General features: G+C 55.6%; 14 protein-coding genes. 6 read left to right on the top strand and 8 right to left on the bottom strand.

Annotation, left to right across the window (positions count from 1 at the left end):
• Nucleotides 1–47 precede the first annotated feature (47 nt).
• Entirely contained in the window at nucleotides 48–230 is a 183-nt protein-coding gene (locus AC0TOY_RS09620) for a YodC family protein (protein WP_008500307.1), read from the bottom strand.
• 78 nt (nucleotides 231–308) lie between these two features.
• The gene (locus AC0TOY_RS09615; RefSeq protein WP_473721774.1) at nucleotides 309–1,220 is read right to left on the bottom strand and encodes a DUF808 domain-containing protein; all 912 of its coding nucleotides are present in this window, start codon (nucleotides 1,218–1,220) and stop codon (nucleotides 309–311) included.
• Nucleotides 1,221–1,398: 178 nt separating this feature from the next.
• On the opposite strand from AC0TOY_RS09615, the gene yedA reads away from it, so the two are divergent.
• On the top strand, nucleotides 1,399–2,313 hold the full coding sequence (yedA, locus tag AC0TOY_RS09610; protein ID WP_090419716.1) for a drug/metabolite exporter YedA: 915 nt from the start codon (nucleotides 1,399–1,401) through the stop codon (nucleotides 2,311–2,313).
• On the opposite strand, the gene AC0TOY_RS09605 is transcribed toward yedA, so the two are convergent.
• From AC0TOY_RS09605 to AC0TOY_RS09595, 3 genes are all read right to left on the bottom strand, one after another.
• On the bottom strand, nucleotides 2,285–2,776 hold the full coding sequence (locus tag AC0TOY_RS09605; protein ID WP_248272605.1) for a very short patch repair endonuclease: 492 nt from the start codon (nucleotides 2,774–2,776) through the stop codon (nucleotides 2,285–2,287). The genes yedA and AC0TOY_RS09605 overlap by 29 nt on opposite strands.
• Nucleotides 2,757–4,172 (bottom strand): DNA cytosine methyltransferase, encoded by a 1,416-nt coding sequence (locus AC0TOY_RS09600; RefSeq protein ID WP_024909740.1) that lies wholly within the window; start codon nucleotides 4,170–4,172, stop codon nucleotides 2,757–2,759. Before AC0TOY_RS09600 ends, AC0TOY_RS09605 begins: the two co-directional genes overlap by 20 nt.
• 61 nt (nucleotides 4,173–4,233) lie before the next feature.
• Complete coding sequence (locus AC0TOY_RS09595; protein ID WP_048990627.1) at nucleotides 4,234–4,935, bottom strand: phosphohydrolase; 702 nt, start codon at nucleotides 4,933–4,935, stop codon at nucleotides 4,234–4,236.
• Between the two features lie 284 nt (nucleotides 4,936–5,219).
• Between AC0TOY_RS09595 and ompC the strand changes: the two genes are divergently transcribed.
• Nucleotides 5,220–6,383: a porin OmpC gene (gene ompC / locus AC0TOY_RS09590; protein WP_473721773.1), complete on the top strand. Its 1,164-nt coding sequence runs from the start codon at nucleotides 5,220–5,222 to the stop codon at nucleotides 6,381–6,383.
• A 55-nt stretch (nucleotides 6,384–6,438) separates the two neighbouring features.
• Here the strand turns inward: ompC and AC0TOY_RS09585 are convergent, their stop codons facing one another.
• The gene (locus tag AC0TOY_RS09585) at nucleotides 6,439–7,302 is read right to left on the bottom strand and encodes an N-acetylmuramic acid 6-phosphate etherase (RefSeq protein WP_473701861.1); all 864 of its coding nucleotides are present in this window, start codon (nucleotides 7,300–7,302) and stop codon (nucleotides 6,439–6,441) included.
• Nucleotides 7,303–7,466: 164 nt separating this feature from the next.
• On the opposite strand from AC0TOY_RS09585, the gene AC0TOY_RS09580 reads away from it, so the two are divergent.
• Together AC0TOY_RS09580 and dcuR are read left to right on the top strand one after the other, a co-directional pair.
• The gene (locus AC0TOY_RS09580; protein WP_048990629.1) at nucleotides 7,467–9,083 is read left to right on the top strand and encodes a sensor histidine kinase; all 1,617 of its coding nucleotides are present in this window, start codon (nucleotides 7,467–7,469) and stop codon (nucleotides 9,081–9,083) included.
• Nucleotides 9,080–9,799: a two-component system response regulator DcuR gene (gene dcuR, locus AC0TOY_RS09575; RefSeq protein WP_023336197.1), complete on the top strand. Its 720-nt coding sequence runs from the start codon at nucleotides 9,080–9,082 to the stop codon at nucleotides 9,797–9,799. The genes AC0TOY_RS09580 and dcuR overlap by 4 nt, the downstream gene beginning before the upstream one ends.
• On the opposite strand, the gene AC0TOY_RS09570 is transcribed toward dcuR, so the two are convergent.
• Together AC0TOY_RS09570 and AC0TOY_RS09565 are read right to left on the bottom strand one after the other, a co-directional pair.
• Nucleotides 9,780–10,742 (bottom strand): FAD:protein FMN transferase, encoded by a 963-nt coding sequence (locus AC0TOY_RS09570; protein WP_148769017.1) that lies wholly within the window; start codon nucleotides 10,740–10,742, stop codon nucleotides 9,780–9,782. The two genes, dcuR and AC0TOY_RS09570, sit on opposite strands and share 20 nt — an antisense overlap.
• Before the next feature lie 94 nt (nucleotides 10,743–10,836).
• Nucleotides 10,837–13,617: a flavocytochrome c gene (locus AC0TOY_RS09565; RefSeq protein ID WP_473721772.1), complete on the bottom strand. Its 2,781-nt coding sequence runs from the start codon at nucleotides 13,615–13,617 to the stop codon at nucleotides 10,837–10,839.
• Nucleotides 13,618–14,225: 608 nt separating this feature from the next.
• Between AC0TOY_RS09565 and AC0TOY_RS09560 the strand changes: the two genes are divergently transcribed.
• Together AC0TOY_RS09560 and fumA are read left to right on the top strand one after the other, a co-directional pair.
• Nucleotides 14,226–15,734, top strand: coding sequence for an anion permease (locus tag AC0TOY_RS09560; RefSeq protein WP_075201615.1), 1,509 nt, complete (start codon nucleotides 14,226–14,228; stop codon nucleotides 15,732–15,734).
• Between the two features lie 55 nt (nucleotides 15,735–15,789).
• The gene (fumA, locus tag AC0TOY_RS09555) at nucleotides 15,790–17,439 is read left to right on the top strand and encodes a class I fumarate hydratase FumA (RefSeq protein WP_473721771.1); all 1,650 of its coding nucleotides are present in this window, start codon (nucleotides 15,790–15,792) and stop codon (nucleotides 17,437–17,439) included.
• The last annotated feature ends 26 nt before the right edge of the window (nucleotides 17,440–17,465 follow it).

Raw genomic sequence — 17,465 nt, 5'->3', positions numbered from 1 at the left:
CCCGGTACGTGAGATAAAAACGCCCGGCAAAGCCGGGCGTTATGTGATTAAGCCTTGTCCCGCTTGTGCTGCCCGTCCCCCGGCTGAAGCTCATCTTCACGAAATGCTTCCCGCTTGATGCTATAGCCATCGTGCCACCGACATTCCACCATTCCGCTGGAATACCCGGTGACAATCATACGTGGGCCGCCCTTCTTAGGCTTAACTTCATCACTGACCAAAAAGACCATACCTGCCTCCTGTATCAGGGTGAAACTGTTTCAATTTAGACGAGGAATGGTCTTTTTGCATCCTGCCGCGGGTAACAATTAGTGCGACGTGCCGCGAATTTTCTCAACCAGCTTCACCGCCGCGACGACGATAGCGCCAATGATAAAGCCCAGCACAAGATTCAGCAGCGAAGGCAGAATCGCCGCGATAACGGCCCCCTGCGTGGAGGAGAAATGTTCGACGGCATGGTGCAGCGGCGCAATGCCGTGAACCACAATTCCGCCACCCACGAGGAACATCGCCAGCGTGCCCACCACCGACAAACTCTTCATCAGCCACGGGGCCAGCACCAGCAGGCTTTTGCCGATGCCTCTTGCTACCGCGCTCGATTTTTCCTCCAGCCAGTAGCCAATATCATCCAGCTTGACGATCAGCCCCACCAGACCGTACACGCCCACGGTGACCAGAATCGCGATGCCGGAGAGGATCAGCACCTGATTCAGGAGCGGTGCGTCGGACACGATGCCCAGCGTAATGGCGACAATCTCCGCGGACAGGATAAAATCGGTCCGAATGGCACCTTTGACCTTATCGCGCTCGAAGGTTTTCGGATCCTGCGCGGCCAGCGCTTCAAGACGCTGCTGGCGCACCTCCGGCGTATCGCTCTGCTTACGCGCGCTAAAGGAGTGCAGAACCTTCTCAACGCCCTCGAAGCAGAGAAATGCCCCGCCAATCATCAGTAACGGCGTGATGGCCCAGGGAATGAATGCGCTGATCAGCAGCGCCAGCGGCACCAGAATCACCTTATTCAGGAAGGAGCCTTTTGCTACGCCCCACACCACCGGCAGTTCACGGTTTGCCCTTACCCCACTCACCTGCTGGGCGTTAAGCGATAAATCATCTCCCAGCACGCCTGCGGTTTTCTTCGCCGCCAGTTTCCCCATCACTGAAATGTCGTCCAGTAAGGTGGCAATATCATCCAGCAATGTTAATAAGCTACTTCCTGCCAAAATCTTAATCCTTCATTTTTTGGTAATTAAGTGAATAGTATGGAGCAAAAGCGCCGACCCGGAAACAGGCACCTGACGTCAACAAAAAATTCACATCCGCTACACAATTAAAGGGCTCGCCAGCGCGATAGTTTTCGCGTTTACTATCAGCGAACTTTTTATTTCGTCGTGAGGGATTATGCGTTTCCGGCAACTGCTACCGCTCATCGGGGCACTCTTTTCGCTGTACATCATCTGGGGTTCAACCTACTTTGTCATTCGCATCGGCGTGGAAAGCTGGCCGCCGCTGATGATGGCGGGCATTCGCTTCCTCTCGGCGGGCATCCTGCTGCTGGCTTTCCTGCTGCTGCGCGGGCATAAGCTTCCCCCGCTGCGCCCGATGCTGAACGCCGCCCTGATCGGCCTGCTGCTGCTGGCGGTGGGTAACGGGTTTGTGACGATTGCCGAGCACCAGAAGGTCCCGTCCGGGATCGCCGCCGTGGTCGTTGCCACCGTACCGCTGTTTACCCTCTGCTTTAGCCGCCTTTTCGGTATCCGCACCCGCAAGCTGGAATGGCTGGGGATCGGTATTGGCCTGGCCGGCATTGTTCTGCTCAACAGCGGCGGTAACCTGAGCGGGAATCCGTGGGGCGCGGTGATTATCCTGATTGGCTCGATGAGCTGGGCGTTTGGTTCCGTCTACGGTTCGCGTATCGAACTGCCGACCGGCATGATGGCAGGCGCGATAGAGATGCTCGCCGCGGGGATTGTCCTGCTGCTGGCCTCCGCGCTGACGGGAGAAAAGCTGACCGCACTGCCGGACCTGTCGGGCTTTCTCGCGGTAGGGTATCTGGCGCTGTTTGGCTCTATCATCGCCATTAATGCCTATATGTTCCTGATCCGCAACGTCTCCCCGGCTGTCGCCACCAGCTACGCCTACGTCAACCCGGTCGTGGCCGTGCTGCTCGGGACGGGACTGGGGGGAGAAACGCTCTCACCTGTGGAATGGATTGCTCTTGGGATCATCGTGTTTGCCGTCGTGCTGGTCACGCTGGGCAAATATCTGCTGCCGGCAAAACCGGTCGTCACCCCTTGCGAGGTGGAGAAACCGTAAGCAGGTGAATGCCCTGCGTGTCGATCTGCGCGGTCTGGCCGCCGCCGCAGATCCACTCTTCCAGCCGTTCGCTCAGATCGGCATCGTTCAGCTTTAATCTGCCTCTCAGCGCACACTCCCAGACGATCAGCACCCGCCAGCCCTGCGCCAGCAGCGTGGTCAGATCCCGCCTGTCGCGCTCGACGTTCTTGCCAATCTTATCCAGCCAGAAATCAGTGCGCGTCGCCGGGACTTTAAACAGGTAGCAGTCGTGGTGGTGCCAGAAACAGCCGTGGGTAAAGATGATGCACTGCCAGGCGTCGATGACGAAATCGGGGCGACCCGCAAGCGCGGGATCCTGCACGCGGAAATCAAACCCCGCCTGCGTCAGCAGCCCGGCCAGTCGCTTTTCGATGGCGGTATCACGCGTGCCGATGGCACGCATGTTTTTGCTGCGCGTCGCCTTATCGTGAACATCCGTCATTGACGGCCTCACCCTGACGGAGCGCCACCGCCTGTCTGATGCGCGAGGCCAGCAGTTTGGCCACAGCGGCGAACGCGGGAACCACCACCGAATTACCAAACTGGCGGTACGCCTGGGTATCCGAGACCGGAATGCGGAAGCGATAACCCTGCGGGGTCTCAAATCCCATCAGCCGGGCGCATTCCCGCGGCGTTAAGCGTCGCGGACGGTGACGCTGATTATGCGGATCGTCGAAATCTTTTTCCCCCAGCGCCTTGTCCCACCCTCTGTCGATCAGGATTTCCGCGCCGTCTTTGTAGTAGCGAGCAGACAGCGTGCGGGTCACGCTGTGCGGATCGTTCGGGTTTACCATCCCAAAACCGAAGCCGTTACCCTTTGCCTGATGTTTCTTGGCATAGCGGTAGAGGTATTTCCACAGCACCGGGGTGAGGATAAATTTCGCGTCAACGACGGGTTCCAGCAGGTCGGCCACCGTAGGACGCCGCTCGGGATACAAAGACGGGATATCCCGCAGGGTGAAATCCCCCTTGAGATTGAGATCGCGGCGGAAACCCACCAGCACGATACGTTCGCGGTGCTGGGGCAGGAAATGTTTCCCATCAATGATTTTGGGATCGTCCGCGCCCATGTCCTGTGAATCGGCCACGTCATAACCCAGCTCATCCAGCGTTTGCATGATAATGCGGAAGGTTTTCCCGCCGTCGTGGCTTTTTAAGTTTTTGACGTTTTCCAGTACAAAAATGGCCGGACGACGGGCGTCAATAATGCGCGCCACGTCAAAAAACAGCGTTCCCTGGGTATCACAGGCGAAACCGTGGGCGCGTCCAAGCGCATTCTTTTTGGAGACGCCGGCCAGCGAGAAAGGCTGACACGGGAAGCCGGCCAGCAGCACATCATGCGCCGGGATCGTCTGACGAATGTGTTCGGCGGCCTGTTCATCGCTCACGCCGCTTTTATGGCTCAGGGTGACATCGCGGATATCCGCGTTGAAATGATGCTCGTGCGGATCGCAGTACCAGTTCGCCTTGTAGGTACGCACGGCGTGTTTGTTCCACTCGCTGGTAAACACGCACTGGCCGCCGATGGCTTCAAAACCGTGCCGAATGCCGCCGATACCGGCAAACAGATCGATAAAGCGGAAGGCATAGTTCGGGTGCGCGGCAGAAGGACGCGGAAGCAGGTTTTGCAGATAACGAAATTCGCCTTCGCTCAGGCGACGCCCTGCGCGGTCGCTGGTCAGCAGACGTTTAAGGATCGCCGGGCTCCAGTGGCTCTCGCCGTGCGCCACCAGCAGACTGGCCAGCGTTTTAGCATCATAGATATCCAACAGCTGGCGCAGTAAGGCCTGCACCGTTGCCGTTGATTTCTCAGCCTGCGCGGGCGCGGGCTCTGTCACTGATCGATTTTCCTGCATTCTTTTAACCGGAGAATAAAGACTGGGAACAGATTACCACAGTTCAGTTGCGCAAACTGCGACGGAAGCGGTTCAACACCTGGCTATCCAGCCCGATGCAGTCGCCGTGTAATTCGGCGCTGAGTTTCGCCATAAACTGGATCAGGAAATCGGCATTGTGACGTGCCAGCTCGCGGCCCATTTCCGTTTGCATTGTATCAGGCAATCTCAACAGCTTGGTCTGAAAATGGTCGAGGGCAAACGCACGGTCGTCGAGGGGACGCGCATCGGCAAAGGGATCGTCGGCGTCAAAAAGCGGCACGCCCAGCGCGCCCGAGATGGCAAAGACGCGCGCCAGGCCAATAGCGCCTAACGCTTCCAGCCGGTCAGCGTCCTGCACAATTTTGGCTTCTATACTTTGCGGCGCAATGCCGGCGCTGAAGCTGTGTGCCTCAATCGCGTGCGCAACGGCGGCAGCGTGCTCTGGCGGAAAGTCCGGGAAGTCGCGGCGCAGAATGTCACCCGTCTTGCGTGCTGCCAGCTCTGATGACCGGCTGCGTTCGGGATGGTTCTTCGGCAGGCTGACAATATCGTGAAAATAGCATGCGGTCAGGATCACCAGCGGCTCCACCGTGTGGTGAACCATGATTTTTTGCGCCGTCATCCAGACCCGTCGAAAATGCGAAATGTCATGTGCGGTATCGTCGGTGCTGTGGTTTTCCTCGAGCCAGCGCTCAAATCTGTGCTGCCACCGGGCAAGTTCCATCGTCATGTCCTGTTTGTTTAATGAGAGTGAAATATAAAATAGCTGAATTAAAACAATTTAAAAATAGAATTCCGAAATACTTAACAATAATTACACCATATAAATTCAATGAATTAATTCACTTGAATAATAAAGAGATTAATAGAAATATTTAGCAATATTTCATCGAATTTAATTACATTTATTTTTGAAACTAAATAACATCTTCTGGAATAGTATCGACCCTGTAATTACGGAGAGTGATTACATATATTCATATAAATTATCTTTTAAGGGAATATATAATGAAAAGAAAAGTTCTGGCAATTCTGGTACCCGCGTTATTAATGGCAGGCGCAGCAAATGCGGCTGAGATGTACAACAAAAACGGCAACAAAGTTGACCTGTACGGCAAAGTCGATGCGCGTCACACCTTCTCTGACAACCCTGGCGACGACGGTGACGAAACCTATGTGCAGATTGGTTTCAAAGGCGAAACCCAGATCGCTAACGACCTGATCGGTTACGGCCAGTGGGAATACAAAACCTACGCTAACGATACCGAAGGCGCGGGTGACAAATCCTTTAACCGTCTGGCATACGCTGGCCTGAAATATGGCGAATACGGTTTATTTGATTATGGCCGTAATTACGGTGTCGTGTATGACGTAGAAGCCTGGACCGATATGCTGCCGGTATTTGGCGGTGACTCTTACACCTGGACCGATAACTTTATGAACGGTCGTGCTAACGGTCTGGCAACCTACCGTAACCAGGATTTCTTCGGTCTGGTTGAGGGGCTGAATTTCGCGCTGCAGTATCAGGGCGCGAACGAAGGCCAGGATGCAACAGAAGATCAGGAAGGCACGAAAAACGGTCATAAAGACGTACGCTTCCAGAACGGCGACGGCTTCGGCATGTCTACCTCTTATGACTTCTCTGGCGATCTCTCCGGCCTGAGCCTGGGTGCTGCGTACTCGTCTTCTGACCGTACTAACGCACAAGAAGCTGCGGGGGTGAATAATGCGCGCTTTGCCAGCGGTAAAACAGCAGAAGCATGGACCATTGGTGCGAAATATGATGCCAATAACGTCTACCTGGCGATGATGTATGCTGAAACCCGCAACATGACGCCATACGGTGATTATGGTATTGCAGATCAGACTCAGAACTTCGAAGCGGTAGCACAGTACCAGTTCGACTTCGGCCTGCGTCCATCCCTGGCATGGGTTTACTCCAGGGGCAAGGACATGACTTATCCAGGCAACGCCAGCAACCCTCAGGGTCAACATGGCGACATGGACCTGGTTAACTATATCGACCTGGGTATGACCTACAGCTTTAACAAGAATTTCTCTACCTATGTTGACTACAAAATCAACATGCTGGACAACGATGATAGCTTCTACGAAGCCAATGGTATTTCCACCGATGACATCGTTGGCGTAGGCATGACCTACCAGTTCTAATCTCCAAAAATATCAAAGGCCGCAATTGCGGCCTTTTTTATATCTTCACTTTATATTACGGCGCTTCCTGCAGCGCCACGCGGATAAACCCGTTATTCTGCGCCAGCAGTTCATGGGCTTTCCACGCATCCAGCCCTGTCAGCACCATTAATACCGCCGTCTTACAGTGATGGTTACAGCTCTCCAGCGCGGCTTTTGCCTCCGTCCTGCTGCATCCCCCCGCTTCCATCACAATCGCGATTTGTCGTTCAGCCCATTTGGTTGTGCCTGCCTCAAGATCCACCCGCAAGTTGCTGTAAACCCGTCCGGTTCGGACGGCCAGCCCGGTGGCGATCATCGAGAGGATCATTTTCTGCGCAATCCCCGCTTTGGTGTTGAGATAGCCTGCGACGACGTCGGCCCCCAGCTCCGGAGCGATAACCATGCTCGCCAGCTGTGCAGCTTCACTTTGCGCATCACCGGTAATAATGGCGACCGGTGAACCCAGCGACCACGCATGGCGCATTGCCCCCCAGACCCACGGCGTTTTTCCGCTGACGGTCACGGCCAGCATCATATCGTGTTCACCAAACTTGATGGCCTGCAAATCGGCAACGCCATTCTCGTAGCTCCCTTCCCCCTCTTGTGCCGTAACGGCCACCACCGGGGTTTTGCCCGGCGCATAATCATCGGCAACCTGTTGCGCAATGCGCCCTGACGGCCCAGCGCCAACGATGACCAGTCGACCGCCGTGGCTGAGCGTCGCAGCGGCGTTGTCCACCACGCGGGCGAGAGTAGGTAAACAGGGGGTAATCGCAGCAGAAATGAGTGCATCATCCTGGTGAATGACTTTCAGCATGTCCAGCGTGGACAATCTATCAATATTCATCGTGCTGGCGTGCCGTCTTTCCTTGACCGAACCGGTAAGCATAATGCTCATAAACAGCCTCCTTATTATGAGTACCCACACACTATAAAGTGTTTTATATAGATGACCTGCGAGGAGGGTCACGAAAAGAGGACCAAATCCACGCCTTTACATGGCTTTAAGAAAAGCGCGTCATCGGCGATAATTACCCCTTTCTTAATCATCGCGGAGTGTTGATGAGCGATTTGCAGCCTTTCCTTTCGACGCGCAAGCGCCCCATGAAACTGAACACGCTGGTCACGTTGATGGTGTGCGCGATTATTGCCTCTGTGCTGCTGGTGGTCTTTGCGCTTTACTCCGTACAAATCACCCGGGCGACCCGCGATGATGTTAAAGACACTGCGCTCGGCATTGCCCGCACCCTCGCCGACAGCCCCGAGATACAGCGCGGCCTGATGCAGGCACCGCAGGAGAATATTATTCAGCCCATCGCCCAGGCGGTGACAAAACGAAACGATCTGCTGTTCACCGTGGTCACCGATATGCGCGGGATCCGCTATTCACACCCGAACGAGGCGCTGCTGGGGCTGCATTTTATCGGCGATGATTTAACCCCCGCGCTGGAAGGCAAAGAGAACGTATCGGTTAACCGGGGCGCGCTCGCCGAAGCGCTGCGCGTTTTTACGCCCGTCTACGACGGCCAGCACGAGCAGATCGGCGTGGTGGTGGTCGGTATCTCCCTGAATAAGGTTGAAGAGCAGATTGCCCGCGGGCGGCTAAACGCCGTCTGGACCATTTTATTCAGTATTTTTATGAGCTCCATGGCAATTTGGGGCCTGGTGCGGGTACTGAAACGCATCCTGTTCGGACTCGAACCTTACGAAATTTCCGCCCTGTTCGAACAACGTCAGGCGATGCTACAGTCGCTTCGGGAGGGGGTGCTGGCCGTCGATATTCACGGACGGGTGACGATGATCAACCAGACCGCCAGAGAAATATTGCTTCTCCCCTCCGGCAAGCAGACCGAAAACGCCAGCGCGCCCCTGCTGGCCAGCCTGCGTGAAGTCTCAAAGACGGGCGTCGCGCGCCAGGATCAGGAGATCAGCTGTAACGGGCGTCTGTTGCTGTGCAATATGGTGCCCGTTAAAAGTCAGGATCGGGTGATCGGCGCCATCACCACCTTCCGTGATAAAACGGAAATCAGCCAGCTGATGCAGCGTATTGATGGCATGGTCAACTATGTCGACGCCCTGCGCAGCCATACGCACGAGTTTATGAATAAACTGCATGTGATCCTGGGCCTGCTGCACATGAAGCGCTACGACAAGCTGGAAGAGTACATCCTGCAGACGGCACAAAATTACCAGACGGATATCGGTACGATACAGAGCAAGGTAAAATCCCCGGTTATCGCCGGGTTCCTGCTGGGTAAAATCAACCGGGCGAAAGAAGCGGGCGTCACCCTGACGCTGGCAGATGAATGCCAGATACCGGATACAGCGAGTGAAGAGCAGGTCGCGGTGCTGATCACCGCGCTGGGTAACCTCATTGAAAACGCGCTTGACGCGATGGAAGGACAGCAGGAAGGTGAGATCGGCCTGCTGCTGCATTATCAGAATGGCTGGCTAAGCTGTGAAGTCAGCGACGATGGCCCCGGCATTGATCCCGCTCAGCTGGAGTCTATTTTTACCAAGGGCTTCTCAACAAAAGGTGAAAACCGCGGCGTTGGGCTGTTCCTTGCTCGCCAGCAAATCCAGAACCTCGGCGGCGATATCACCGTCGAGTCTGAGCCAGGCGTATTTACCCAATTTTTTGTTCACATCCCCTGGGATAGCGAGAGGAATATCGCGTGATAAATGTATTAATTGTCGATGATGACGCCATGGTAGCCGACCTCAACCGTCTGTATGTCAACCGTGTTGAAGGTTTTAGCTGCTGCGGCGTCGCCTCCACGCTAAACCAGGCCGAGGCCATCATTAATAACCCCGGGCAGCCTGTCGATCTGGTGCTGCTGGATGTCTATATGCAGCAGGATAACGGTCTGGATCTGCTGCCCGTTATTCGCGCATCCGGTCGCCCAATCGATGTGATTATGATCTCGTCCGCTGCCGACGCCGCCACGATCCAGACCTCCATTCATTACGGCGTGGTGGATTATCTGATCAAGCCGTTCCAGTTCCCCCGCTTTGAAGAGGCGCTGAACGGCTGGAAGGCAAAGCACAATCTGATGGGTTCGCACCAGTATTATGAGCAGGCCGACGTCGACCGGCTGATCCACGGCGGGGCGCCGGAACTGGCCGACAGTAAAAAGCTGCCGAAGGGGTTAACGCCGCAAACGCTGCGCACGATTTGCCAGTGGATTGACGCTCACCCGGAGACGGAGTTTTCTACCGATGACCTGGCAAACGCCGTCAATATTTCCCGCGTGTCCTGCCGTAAGTACCTGATTTGGCTCGCGCAAATCAATATTCTGTTCACCAGCATTCATTACGGCGCCACCGGCCGGCCGGTGTATCGCTACCGTCTCCAGCCGGAGCAAACCGGCCTGCTCAAGCAATACTGTCAGTAACGCGGTAGTCGTTATCCAGCAGAGTAAAGCGGAAGTGGTGCATCGAGGAGATCACCACTTCTTTTGTTTTGGTCACAAAGATGGCTTCAATATCGGGGCGCGCGCGCAGGGCGGCACAGCCCTTCTCCACGCCCATGCCGTACATCAACGTGGTCCAGATATCGCCGTCGATGGAGTCTTTCGAAATAATCGTCACGCTGTCCAGTTCGTTGTCCAGCGGATACCCGGTGCGCGGATCGAGAATGTGGTGATAGCGCCTGCCGTTTTGTTCGAAGTAGCGCTCGTACGTTCCCGACGTCACGACGGACAGGTTCTCTACGGTCATCGTGCCGATCAGCGCGTCACCGGCGAACGGTTTTTTCAGCCCCACGCCCCAGCCGCCTTCCGGCGAGCCTAACGTCTGGATGTTTCCGCCAAGGTTGATCAGCCCCAGCTCAGCCCCCTCTTTACGAAGGTAATCACGCACCCTGTCGGCGATATAGCCTTTGGCGATGGCCCCCAGATCGATCTCCATCCCCGCCCGGGTCAGAAACACGCTGCTGCTGGCCTCATCAAGGAGAACATCCTCTGGGCGGGTCATCGCCAGCAGCGACGCGATTTCATCGGCAGGCGGAACGCTGTCCCCCTGAAAACCAATCTTCCAGCGCTTCACCAGCGGACCGATCGCCAGATTAAAGGCGCTGTCCTTGAGCAGGCTTGCCGCTTTTGCACAGCGGATCAGCTCAAACACCGGTCGGCTGACGGTAACCGGATGCTGACCGGCCGCGTGATTGATGTCCATCACCTGCGAGTGCGCTCGGTTGACGGTGAGCAGGTCTTCGTACTGTTTGATCAGGCGAAACACGCGGGACGCGAGGGCTTCGTCATGGGAGAAGAGCTTCAGGAGGATGGGTGAGCCCATCAGGACGGCGGAGTAGCTGTAAACGCGATGGCTATCAGGCATGGTATGAGTCCTCAGATGTAGCCCCGGCAAGCACCGCGCCGCCGGGGAAAATGCCGGATAGCGCTGCGCGCATCCGGCCTACATAGCAGGTGCCTTACCTCTTTTTCGAACGCATAGCCGCCTGATGTCCTGCAAGGGTACCAAAAATAATGATATCTGCCACCGCGTTACCGCCGATACGGTTACCGCCGTGGATCCCGCCGACCACTTCACCGGCCGCAAACGCCCCTGGCAGCACGTTGTGGTTGCTGTCCAGCACGCAGGTTTCGGTGTTGATGGTCACGCCGCCCATGGTGTGGTGCACGCCCGGCGCAATCTGAATGGCGTAGAACGGCCCTTCGTTGATCGGTGCACGCAGCGCGGTGGTACGACCAAAATCGTCATCGTGCTGTTTCTCAACGAAACCGTTGTAACGTTCCAGAGTCGCGAGGAAAGCGTGGTAATCCATGCCGAGCGCTTCCGCCAGGGCTTTCGGCGAGCTAGCGCTGGTCACGAAACCTTTGGCAATGTACTCATCCGCGGCTTTATTTTTGGCGCGTACATGCTCGTCAAAGACGATGTAAGCGTATTTCTCCGGCAGCGCGATGATTGACGCCGAGACTTTATCGCGGGTCGACATTTCGTTGTAGAAGCGCTCCCCTTTCTGATTGACCAGAATCGCCCCGCCGCCGCGGATGGATTCGGAAATCAGGTACGAGGTTTTCTGCTCGACGGTTGGGTGAATTTGGATTTCGCCCATATCCACAGTGCCCGCCCCGATACGCTCCAGCAGCGCGATGCCGCCGCCGGTAGCCCCTTTGTGGTTGGTGGTGACGAACCCTTCCAGATCCGGACGGTATTTCACAACCATCTGGCTGTTGGCGCTGAAGCCGCCGGTTGCCACAATCACGCTTTTCGCTGCCACGGTGATGGTTTCATTCTCTTCGGTGGTCAGGCGCACGCCGGTGACTTCACCGTTTTCGAAGAGGATGTCGCTGACGGAGGTATCCAGCATCACCTCGATGTTGCGTTTGTTAACGTTACGCACCAGGCCGCTAATCAGGTAACCGCCCACCGCAGAACCGTCTTTTGGACGGTGAGTACGGTCGATGCTCATCCCGCCGGTGGTGGTGATGTCGTTTAGCATAATGCCGCGGGTTGCCAGCCACTCAATTGCCTGCGGCGCATTCTCGACAAAGCGACGCAGCAGTTCAGGGTTGTTCTTGTTGCCGCCGCCTTTCAGGCTTTCCTGGTAGAACAGCTCTTTGCTGTCCTGAATGCCCTTCACGCGCTGGAAGCGGGTTTCAGCGGCGTTCATACCGGCGGAGGCTTTAATGGTGTTCCCGCCGATGGTTGGCATTTTCTCGACAATCAGCACGCTCGCACCTTCGTCGTGCGCCTGAATCGCCGCCGCCAGACCGGCGCCGCCGCTGCCGACAACCACCACATCCACGCTGCGGGTTTCATTCGGGTCAACGCCCTCTTCCGCTGCCAGCGCTTTGCTGGATTTTAGCATCGCTTTAGAGACCGCTTTCTTCACTGCTTCACTCTGGCTGGTTGCGCCGGTGATGGCATCCACGTGCGGGGTATTAGCGTCCAGAATGCGGGAACGGATCTCTTCAAAGCTGGTCACAAACTCAACGTCTTCACTCGGGCCGGAGGCCAGCTCGATGTCCGCAATGCGGTCGGTTTCCAGGCTGACGTTAATCACCAGTTCGTTAGCGTCATCCTGCACTTTCTCAGCAAAGGTACCCGGTTTGAATTTGGATTCGCCCATGCTCATGTCGCGGATCATCGCTTCTACCAGCGAGAAGCGCCACAGCGGTTCAGGAATGCTCAGCGCCTCGCGTTTGGTGCTGTCCATAAACAGCTCAAGGCTTTCGCCAGCCGCGATACGGTCTGTCCAGTCCGGATAAGCGATGGTGGCGCGGCCCACGGCAATCAGGTCGTAACCGTGGTCAAGCGCTTCATTCACGTCTGAAGCATTCACCACGCCGCCCACGCCCATGACCGGAACCTGCGCCAGCGTTTCAGAACGCATCGCGCAGTATTTTTCGATAAGCGGGGTGGGATCCTGGGTGTCGACAATGGAAGGACGCAGGGTCGCGCCGACGGAGAAGTGCAGGTAGTCCACGCCGCGTGCCGCCAGCTTTTCCAGCAGGTACATGGTGTCGTCAAAGCGGATGCCCGGGATTTCCATCTCTTCAGGGGAGAAGCGGTAGCCAATAATAAACGCGTCGTCCGCGTACTGGCGCACCATCTTATGGGTGATATCCAGCACCGCCAGCGGGAACTTCGCGCGGTTATCGCGGCTGCCGCCCCACTCGTCATCGCGCTGGTTTGAATTCGGTGAGTAAAACTGCTGAATCAGATAGGTATTCGCCCCGTGGATTTCCACGCCGTCGAAACCGGCCTGGATGGCGCGGCGCACGGCCTCACCAAACTTGCCGATCATGCCTTCCACTTCTTCAGCGGTCAGAGCTACTGGCGTTGCGGCACCTTCACGCGGCGCAGCTACGGCGCTCGGGCCAACCGGGGTACGACCGCCAATCAGTTTCGGGTCAACCATGCGGCCGCCGTGGTAGATCTGCAGCAGCGCCTTAGAGCCTTTGGACTTAATGGCCTCTGCGATTTTCGCCAGCCCGGCAATTTTCTCGTCATTATCAATACCGATTGCGCCCGGGAAGGCGAGGCCGAGATCGTCGACGAAGCAGCACTCCACAATGATGGTGCCGATACTGCCGGAACGGGCACGATAGTACTCCACCAGTTCACTGGTAACGGTGCCGTCGTAATAGCCGGTACAGGTGGTCATAGGGGCCATTAACAAACGGTTTTTCAGTTCAGTACCATTCGGTAATGTGAAGGGGCTAAGAATGCGTTCGTTAGTGCTCATAATAGAAACTCCAAACTTTAAAAATTAAGAATTCGTTATCGGATTGGTTTTTTAGTTCGTCGTTATTTGCCGATGTCATGATATTAATATAATGATTTTTTTAGCTTCTAAAGTTATTACGTTAGTTAAAAAACTATTTAATCCCTGCAATAACACAAATAACACATTGGTGTTAGAGAATGTAATTCAGTCATTCACAATAATTTAAAATTCGTTAAATGATTAATGGTAAAACCATTTCACCATAACACATAAAAACCGTTTAAAATCAATAGAATGAAAAATAACAAAAGGTAAACATGTTACAAGAATGATAAAATTTACTCATAAAATACGTAATACCCATATACGCCTGAGTGGTTATTAATAAAAGCATAAAAATAACGCTGCAATTCTGTTTTTTTGATCCCGATCAATAGTTATGGCATCCAAAAGCGCAATATAAAAACATCATCATTTTTTAATTTAGCGCCTCAATAAAAGCGTTAAATTGCTATTACTGAAAATACAAAACAGCATCTTTAATAACTAAAAAAAGCAAAGAAACTTAAGAAAGTGATTTTGTTTTTCAGTGCAGCCGAATTTTTGACAACTTAAGACGTGAAACTATGAATACAAAAACTGCTGTAACGCCCCCTGTGGCGAACCAGGCATCAAATGGAAACGCAAAACGATTGCTGATGATGGCGTTACCCATCATCGTCGCCGTACTGCTGCTGTTTGTTCCGGTACCGGAAGGACTGCCTCCTTACGCATGGCACTACTTCGCCATCTTCGTCGGCGTGATCGTCGGTTTGATCTTCGAACCCCTGCCGGGTGCGGTGATCGGTCTGACCGGCGTGGTCGCCATTGCCCTGTGCAGCCAGTGGGTGCTGTTCAGCCCTGAGCAGCTGGCTGACCCGAAATTCAAGCTGGCAGGCGCCTCCTTTAAGTGGGCGGTGAGCGGGTTTGGTAACTCTACCGTCTGGCTGATTTTCGGTGCCTTTATGTTCGCCGCAGGCTATGACAAAACCCGCTTCGGCCGCCGTCTGGCGCTGATTCTGGTGAAATACCTTGGCCGTCGCAGCCTGACGCTCGGTTACGCGATTACGTTTGCTGACCTGCTGCTGGCACCGTTCACCCCATCCAACACCGCGCGCAGCGGCGGGACCATCTACCCGATTATCGCTAACCTGCCGCCGCTGTACGGTTCTAAACCGAACGACCCAAGCGCGCGTAAGATTGGTTCTTACCTGATGTGGGTGGCGATCACCGCGGCCTGTATCACCAGTTCAATGTTCCTCTCCGCCCTCGCGCCGAACCTGCTGGCCCTGGCGCTGGTGAAAAGTACGGTTGGTATCGACATCTCCTGGGGCACCTGGTTCCTCGCCTTCCTGCCGCTGGGTATCCTGCTGATTCTGGCCATGCCGCTGCTGGCCTACTGGTTCTACCCACCAGAAGTGAAGGTGAACAACGAAGTGCCGCTGTGGGCGACCCGTGAGCTGGAAAAACTCGGCAAACTGTCCCGCAATGAAATCCTGCTGCTGGTGTTCGTGTGCTGCGCGCTGCTGATGTGGATCTTCGCCGCCGCGTGGATTGAACCCGCTATGGCTGCCCTGCTCATTGTGGGCCTGATGCTGTGGACCGGCGTGCTGGAGTGGAACGATATCACCGGTAACAAAGCCGCATGGAACACCTTCGTCTGGTTCGCGACCCTGGTTGCGCTGGCGGATGGCCTCTCCTCTACCGGCTTTATCAGCTGGTTAGGCAAAGAAGGCGGTCTGTTGATGAGCGGTATCTCTCCGGGCGTGGCGACCATCGTCCTGCTGCTGGCGTTCTACCTGCTGCACTACCTGTTTGCCAGCACCACCGCGCACACCACGGCGCTGCTGCCAGCGATGCTGACCATCGCCTCCACCATTCCGGGCATGAATATGGAAGTGTTTGTTCTGCTGATGGTGACCTCGCTGGGCGTGATGGGGATCATCACCCCGTACGGTACTGGCCCAAGCCCGATTTACTACGGTAGCGGCTACCTGCCAACCAAAGACTACTGGCGCCTCGGCACCATCTTCGGTGCCATCTTCCTGGCGGCCCTGCTGCTGATTGGTTATCCGTGGATGTCCATGATGTTCTGATTCCTGACCGCCGGACTTCTCCTCCGGCGGTTTTATTTTTGTGGAGCAATACGCTATGTCAAAAAAACCGTTTATCTACCAGAACCCCTTCCCTCTTTCGCATGACGACACCGAATACTACCTGCTGACCAAAGAGCACGTCTCCGTTGCCGAATTCGAAGGCCAGGAGATCCTGAAAGTGGAGCCGGAAGCGCTGACCCTGCTGGCGCAGCAGGCCTTCCACGACGCCGCATTTATGCTGCGTCCTTCCCACCAGAAGCAGGTTGCCGCCATCCTCAACGACCCGGAAGCCAGCCAGAACGACAAGTACGTTGCCCTGCAGTTCCTGCGCAACTCTGAAATTGCCGCAAAAGGCGTGCTGCCAACCTGTCAGGATACCGGCACCGCTATCATCATGGGTAAAAAAGGCGAGCGCGTCTGGACCGGCGGCGGTGACGAAGCGGCCCTGAGCCAGGGCGTGTATAACACCTACATTGAAGATAACCTGCGCTACTCGCAGAATGCGGCGCTGGACATGTATAAAGAGGTGAATACCGGAACCAACCTGCCGGCGCAGATCGATCTCTACAGCGTGGACGGGGACGAATACAAATTCCTGTGCATGGCAAAAGGCGGCGGTTCTGCCAACAAAACCTATCTGTACCAGGAAACCAAAGCGCTGATCACCCCGGCAAAGCTGAAAAACTATCTGGTTGAGAAGATGCGCACTCTGGGAACTGCGGCCTGCCCGCCTTACCATATAGCGTTTGTGATTGGCGGTACGTCAGCGGAAAGCACGCTGAAAACCGTGAAGCTGGCCTCCACGCGCTACTACGACGCGCTGCCAACCGAAGGTAACGAACACGGCCAGGCATTCCGCGATGTTCAGCTCGAACAAGAGCTGCTCCAGGAAGCCCAGAACCTCGGCCTCGGCGCGCAGTTTGGCGGTAAATACTTCGCCCACGATATCCGCGTGATCCGCCTGCCGCGCCACGGCGCCTCCTGTCCGATCGGCATGGGCGTCTCCTGTTCCGCAGATCGCAACATCAAAGCGAAAATCAACCGCGACGGGATCTGGATTGAAAAACTGGAGCACAACCCGGGCCAGTACATTCCTGAATCACTGCGCCAGCAGGGTGAAGGCGACGTGGTGAGCATCAATCTGGACAAACCGATGAATGAGATCCTGGCGCAGCTCTCCGCTCACCCGGTCTCTACCCGCCTGTCGCTGAACGGTACCATCATCGTGGCGCGCGACATCGCCCACGCGAAGCTGAAAGAGTTGCTGGATAACGGTGAGGAACTGCCGCAGTACGTCAAAGATCATCCGATCTACTACGCAGGCCCGGCCAAAACGCCGGAAGGCTACGCGTCTGGCTCACTCGGCCCGACCACGGCGGGACGTATGGACTCGTATGTGGACTTACTGCAGTCCCACGGCGCCAGCATGATCATGCTGGCGAAAGGCAACCGCAGCCAGCAGGTGACAGACGCCTGCCATAAGCACGGCGGCTTCTACCTGGGCAGCATCGGCGGCCCGGCGGCGGTGCTGGCGCAAAACAGCATTAAGAGCCTGGAGTGCGTCGCGTATCCTGAGCTGGGAATGGAGGCCATCTGGAAAATTGAAGTCGAGAACTTCCCGGCGTTTATCCTGGTGGATGACAAAGGCAACGATTTCTTCCAGCAGATCCAGAACCAGCAGTGTAAAGGCTGTTCACAGCGCTGAGATTTCCCATAATGCTGCCAGCAGCG

The organism is Enterobacter sp. PL_is379, assembly GCF_055817355.1.
Note: the sequence above shows the minus strand (reverse complement) of the source record. Positions and strands in the feature narration are given on the sequence as shown.

What these genes read in the sequence shown, in the direction of transcription:
- AC0TOY_RS09595 (WP_048990627.1), bottom strand. Translation starts at nt 4,935, where the DNA reads ATGGAACTTGCCCGGTGGCAGCACAGATTTGAGCGCTGGCTCGAGGAA.
- AC0TOY_RS09560 (WP_075201615.1), top strand. Translation starts at nt 14,226, where the DNA reads ATGAATACAAAAACTGCTGTAACGCCCCCTGTGGCGAACCAGGCATCA.
- AC0TOY_RS09565 (WP_473721772.1), bottom strand. Translation starts at nt 13,617, where the DNA reads ATGAGCACTAACGAACGCATTCTTAGCCCCTTCACATTACCGAATGGT.
- AC0TOY_RS09585 (WP_473701861.1), bottom strand. Translation starts at nt 7,302, where the DNA reads ATGAGCATTATGCTTACCGGTTCGGTCAAGGAAAGACGGCACGCCAGC.
- fumA (WP_473721771.1), top strand. Translation starts at nt 15,790, where the DNA reads ATGTCAAAAAAACCGTTTATCTACCAGAACCCCTTCCCTCTTTCGCAT.
- AC0TOY_RS09605 (WP_248272605.1), bottom strand. Translation starts at nt 2,776, where the DNA reads ATGACGGATGTTCACGATAAGGCGACGCGCAGCAAAAACATGCGTGCC.
- yedA (WP_090419716.1), top strand. Translation starts at nt 1,399, where the DNA reads ATGCGTTTCCGGCAACTGCTACCGCTCATCGGGGCACTCTTTTCGCTG.
- ompC (WP_473721773.1), top strand. Translation starts at nt 5,220, where the DNA reads ATGAAAAGAAAAGTTCTGGCAATTCTGGTACCCGCGTTATTAATGGCA.
- AC0TOY_RS09620 (WP_008500307.1), bottom strand. Translation starts at nt 230, where the DNA reads ATGGTCTTTTTGGTCAGTGATGAAGTTAAGCCTAAGAAGGGCGGCCCA.
- AC0TOY_RS09580 (WP_048990629.1), top strand. Translation starts at nt 7,467, where the DNA reads ATGAGCGATTTGCAGCCTTTCCTTTCGACGCGCAAGCGCCCCATGAAA.
- AC0TOY_RS09570 (WP_148769017.1), bottom strand. Translation starts at nt 10,742, where the DNA reads ATGCCTGATAGCCATCGCGTTTACAGCTACTCCGCCGTCCTGATGGGC.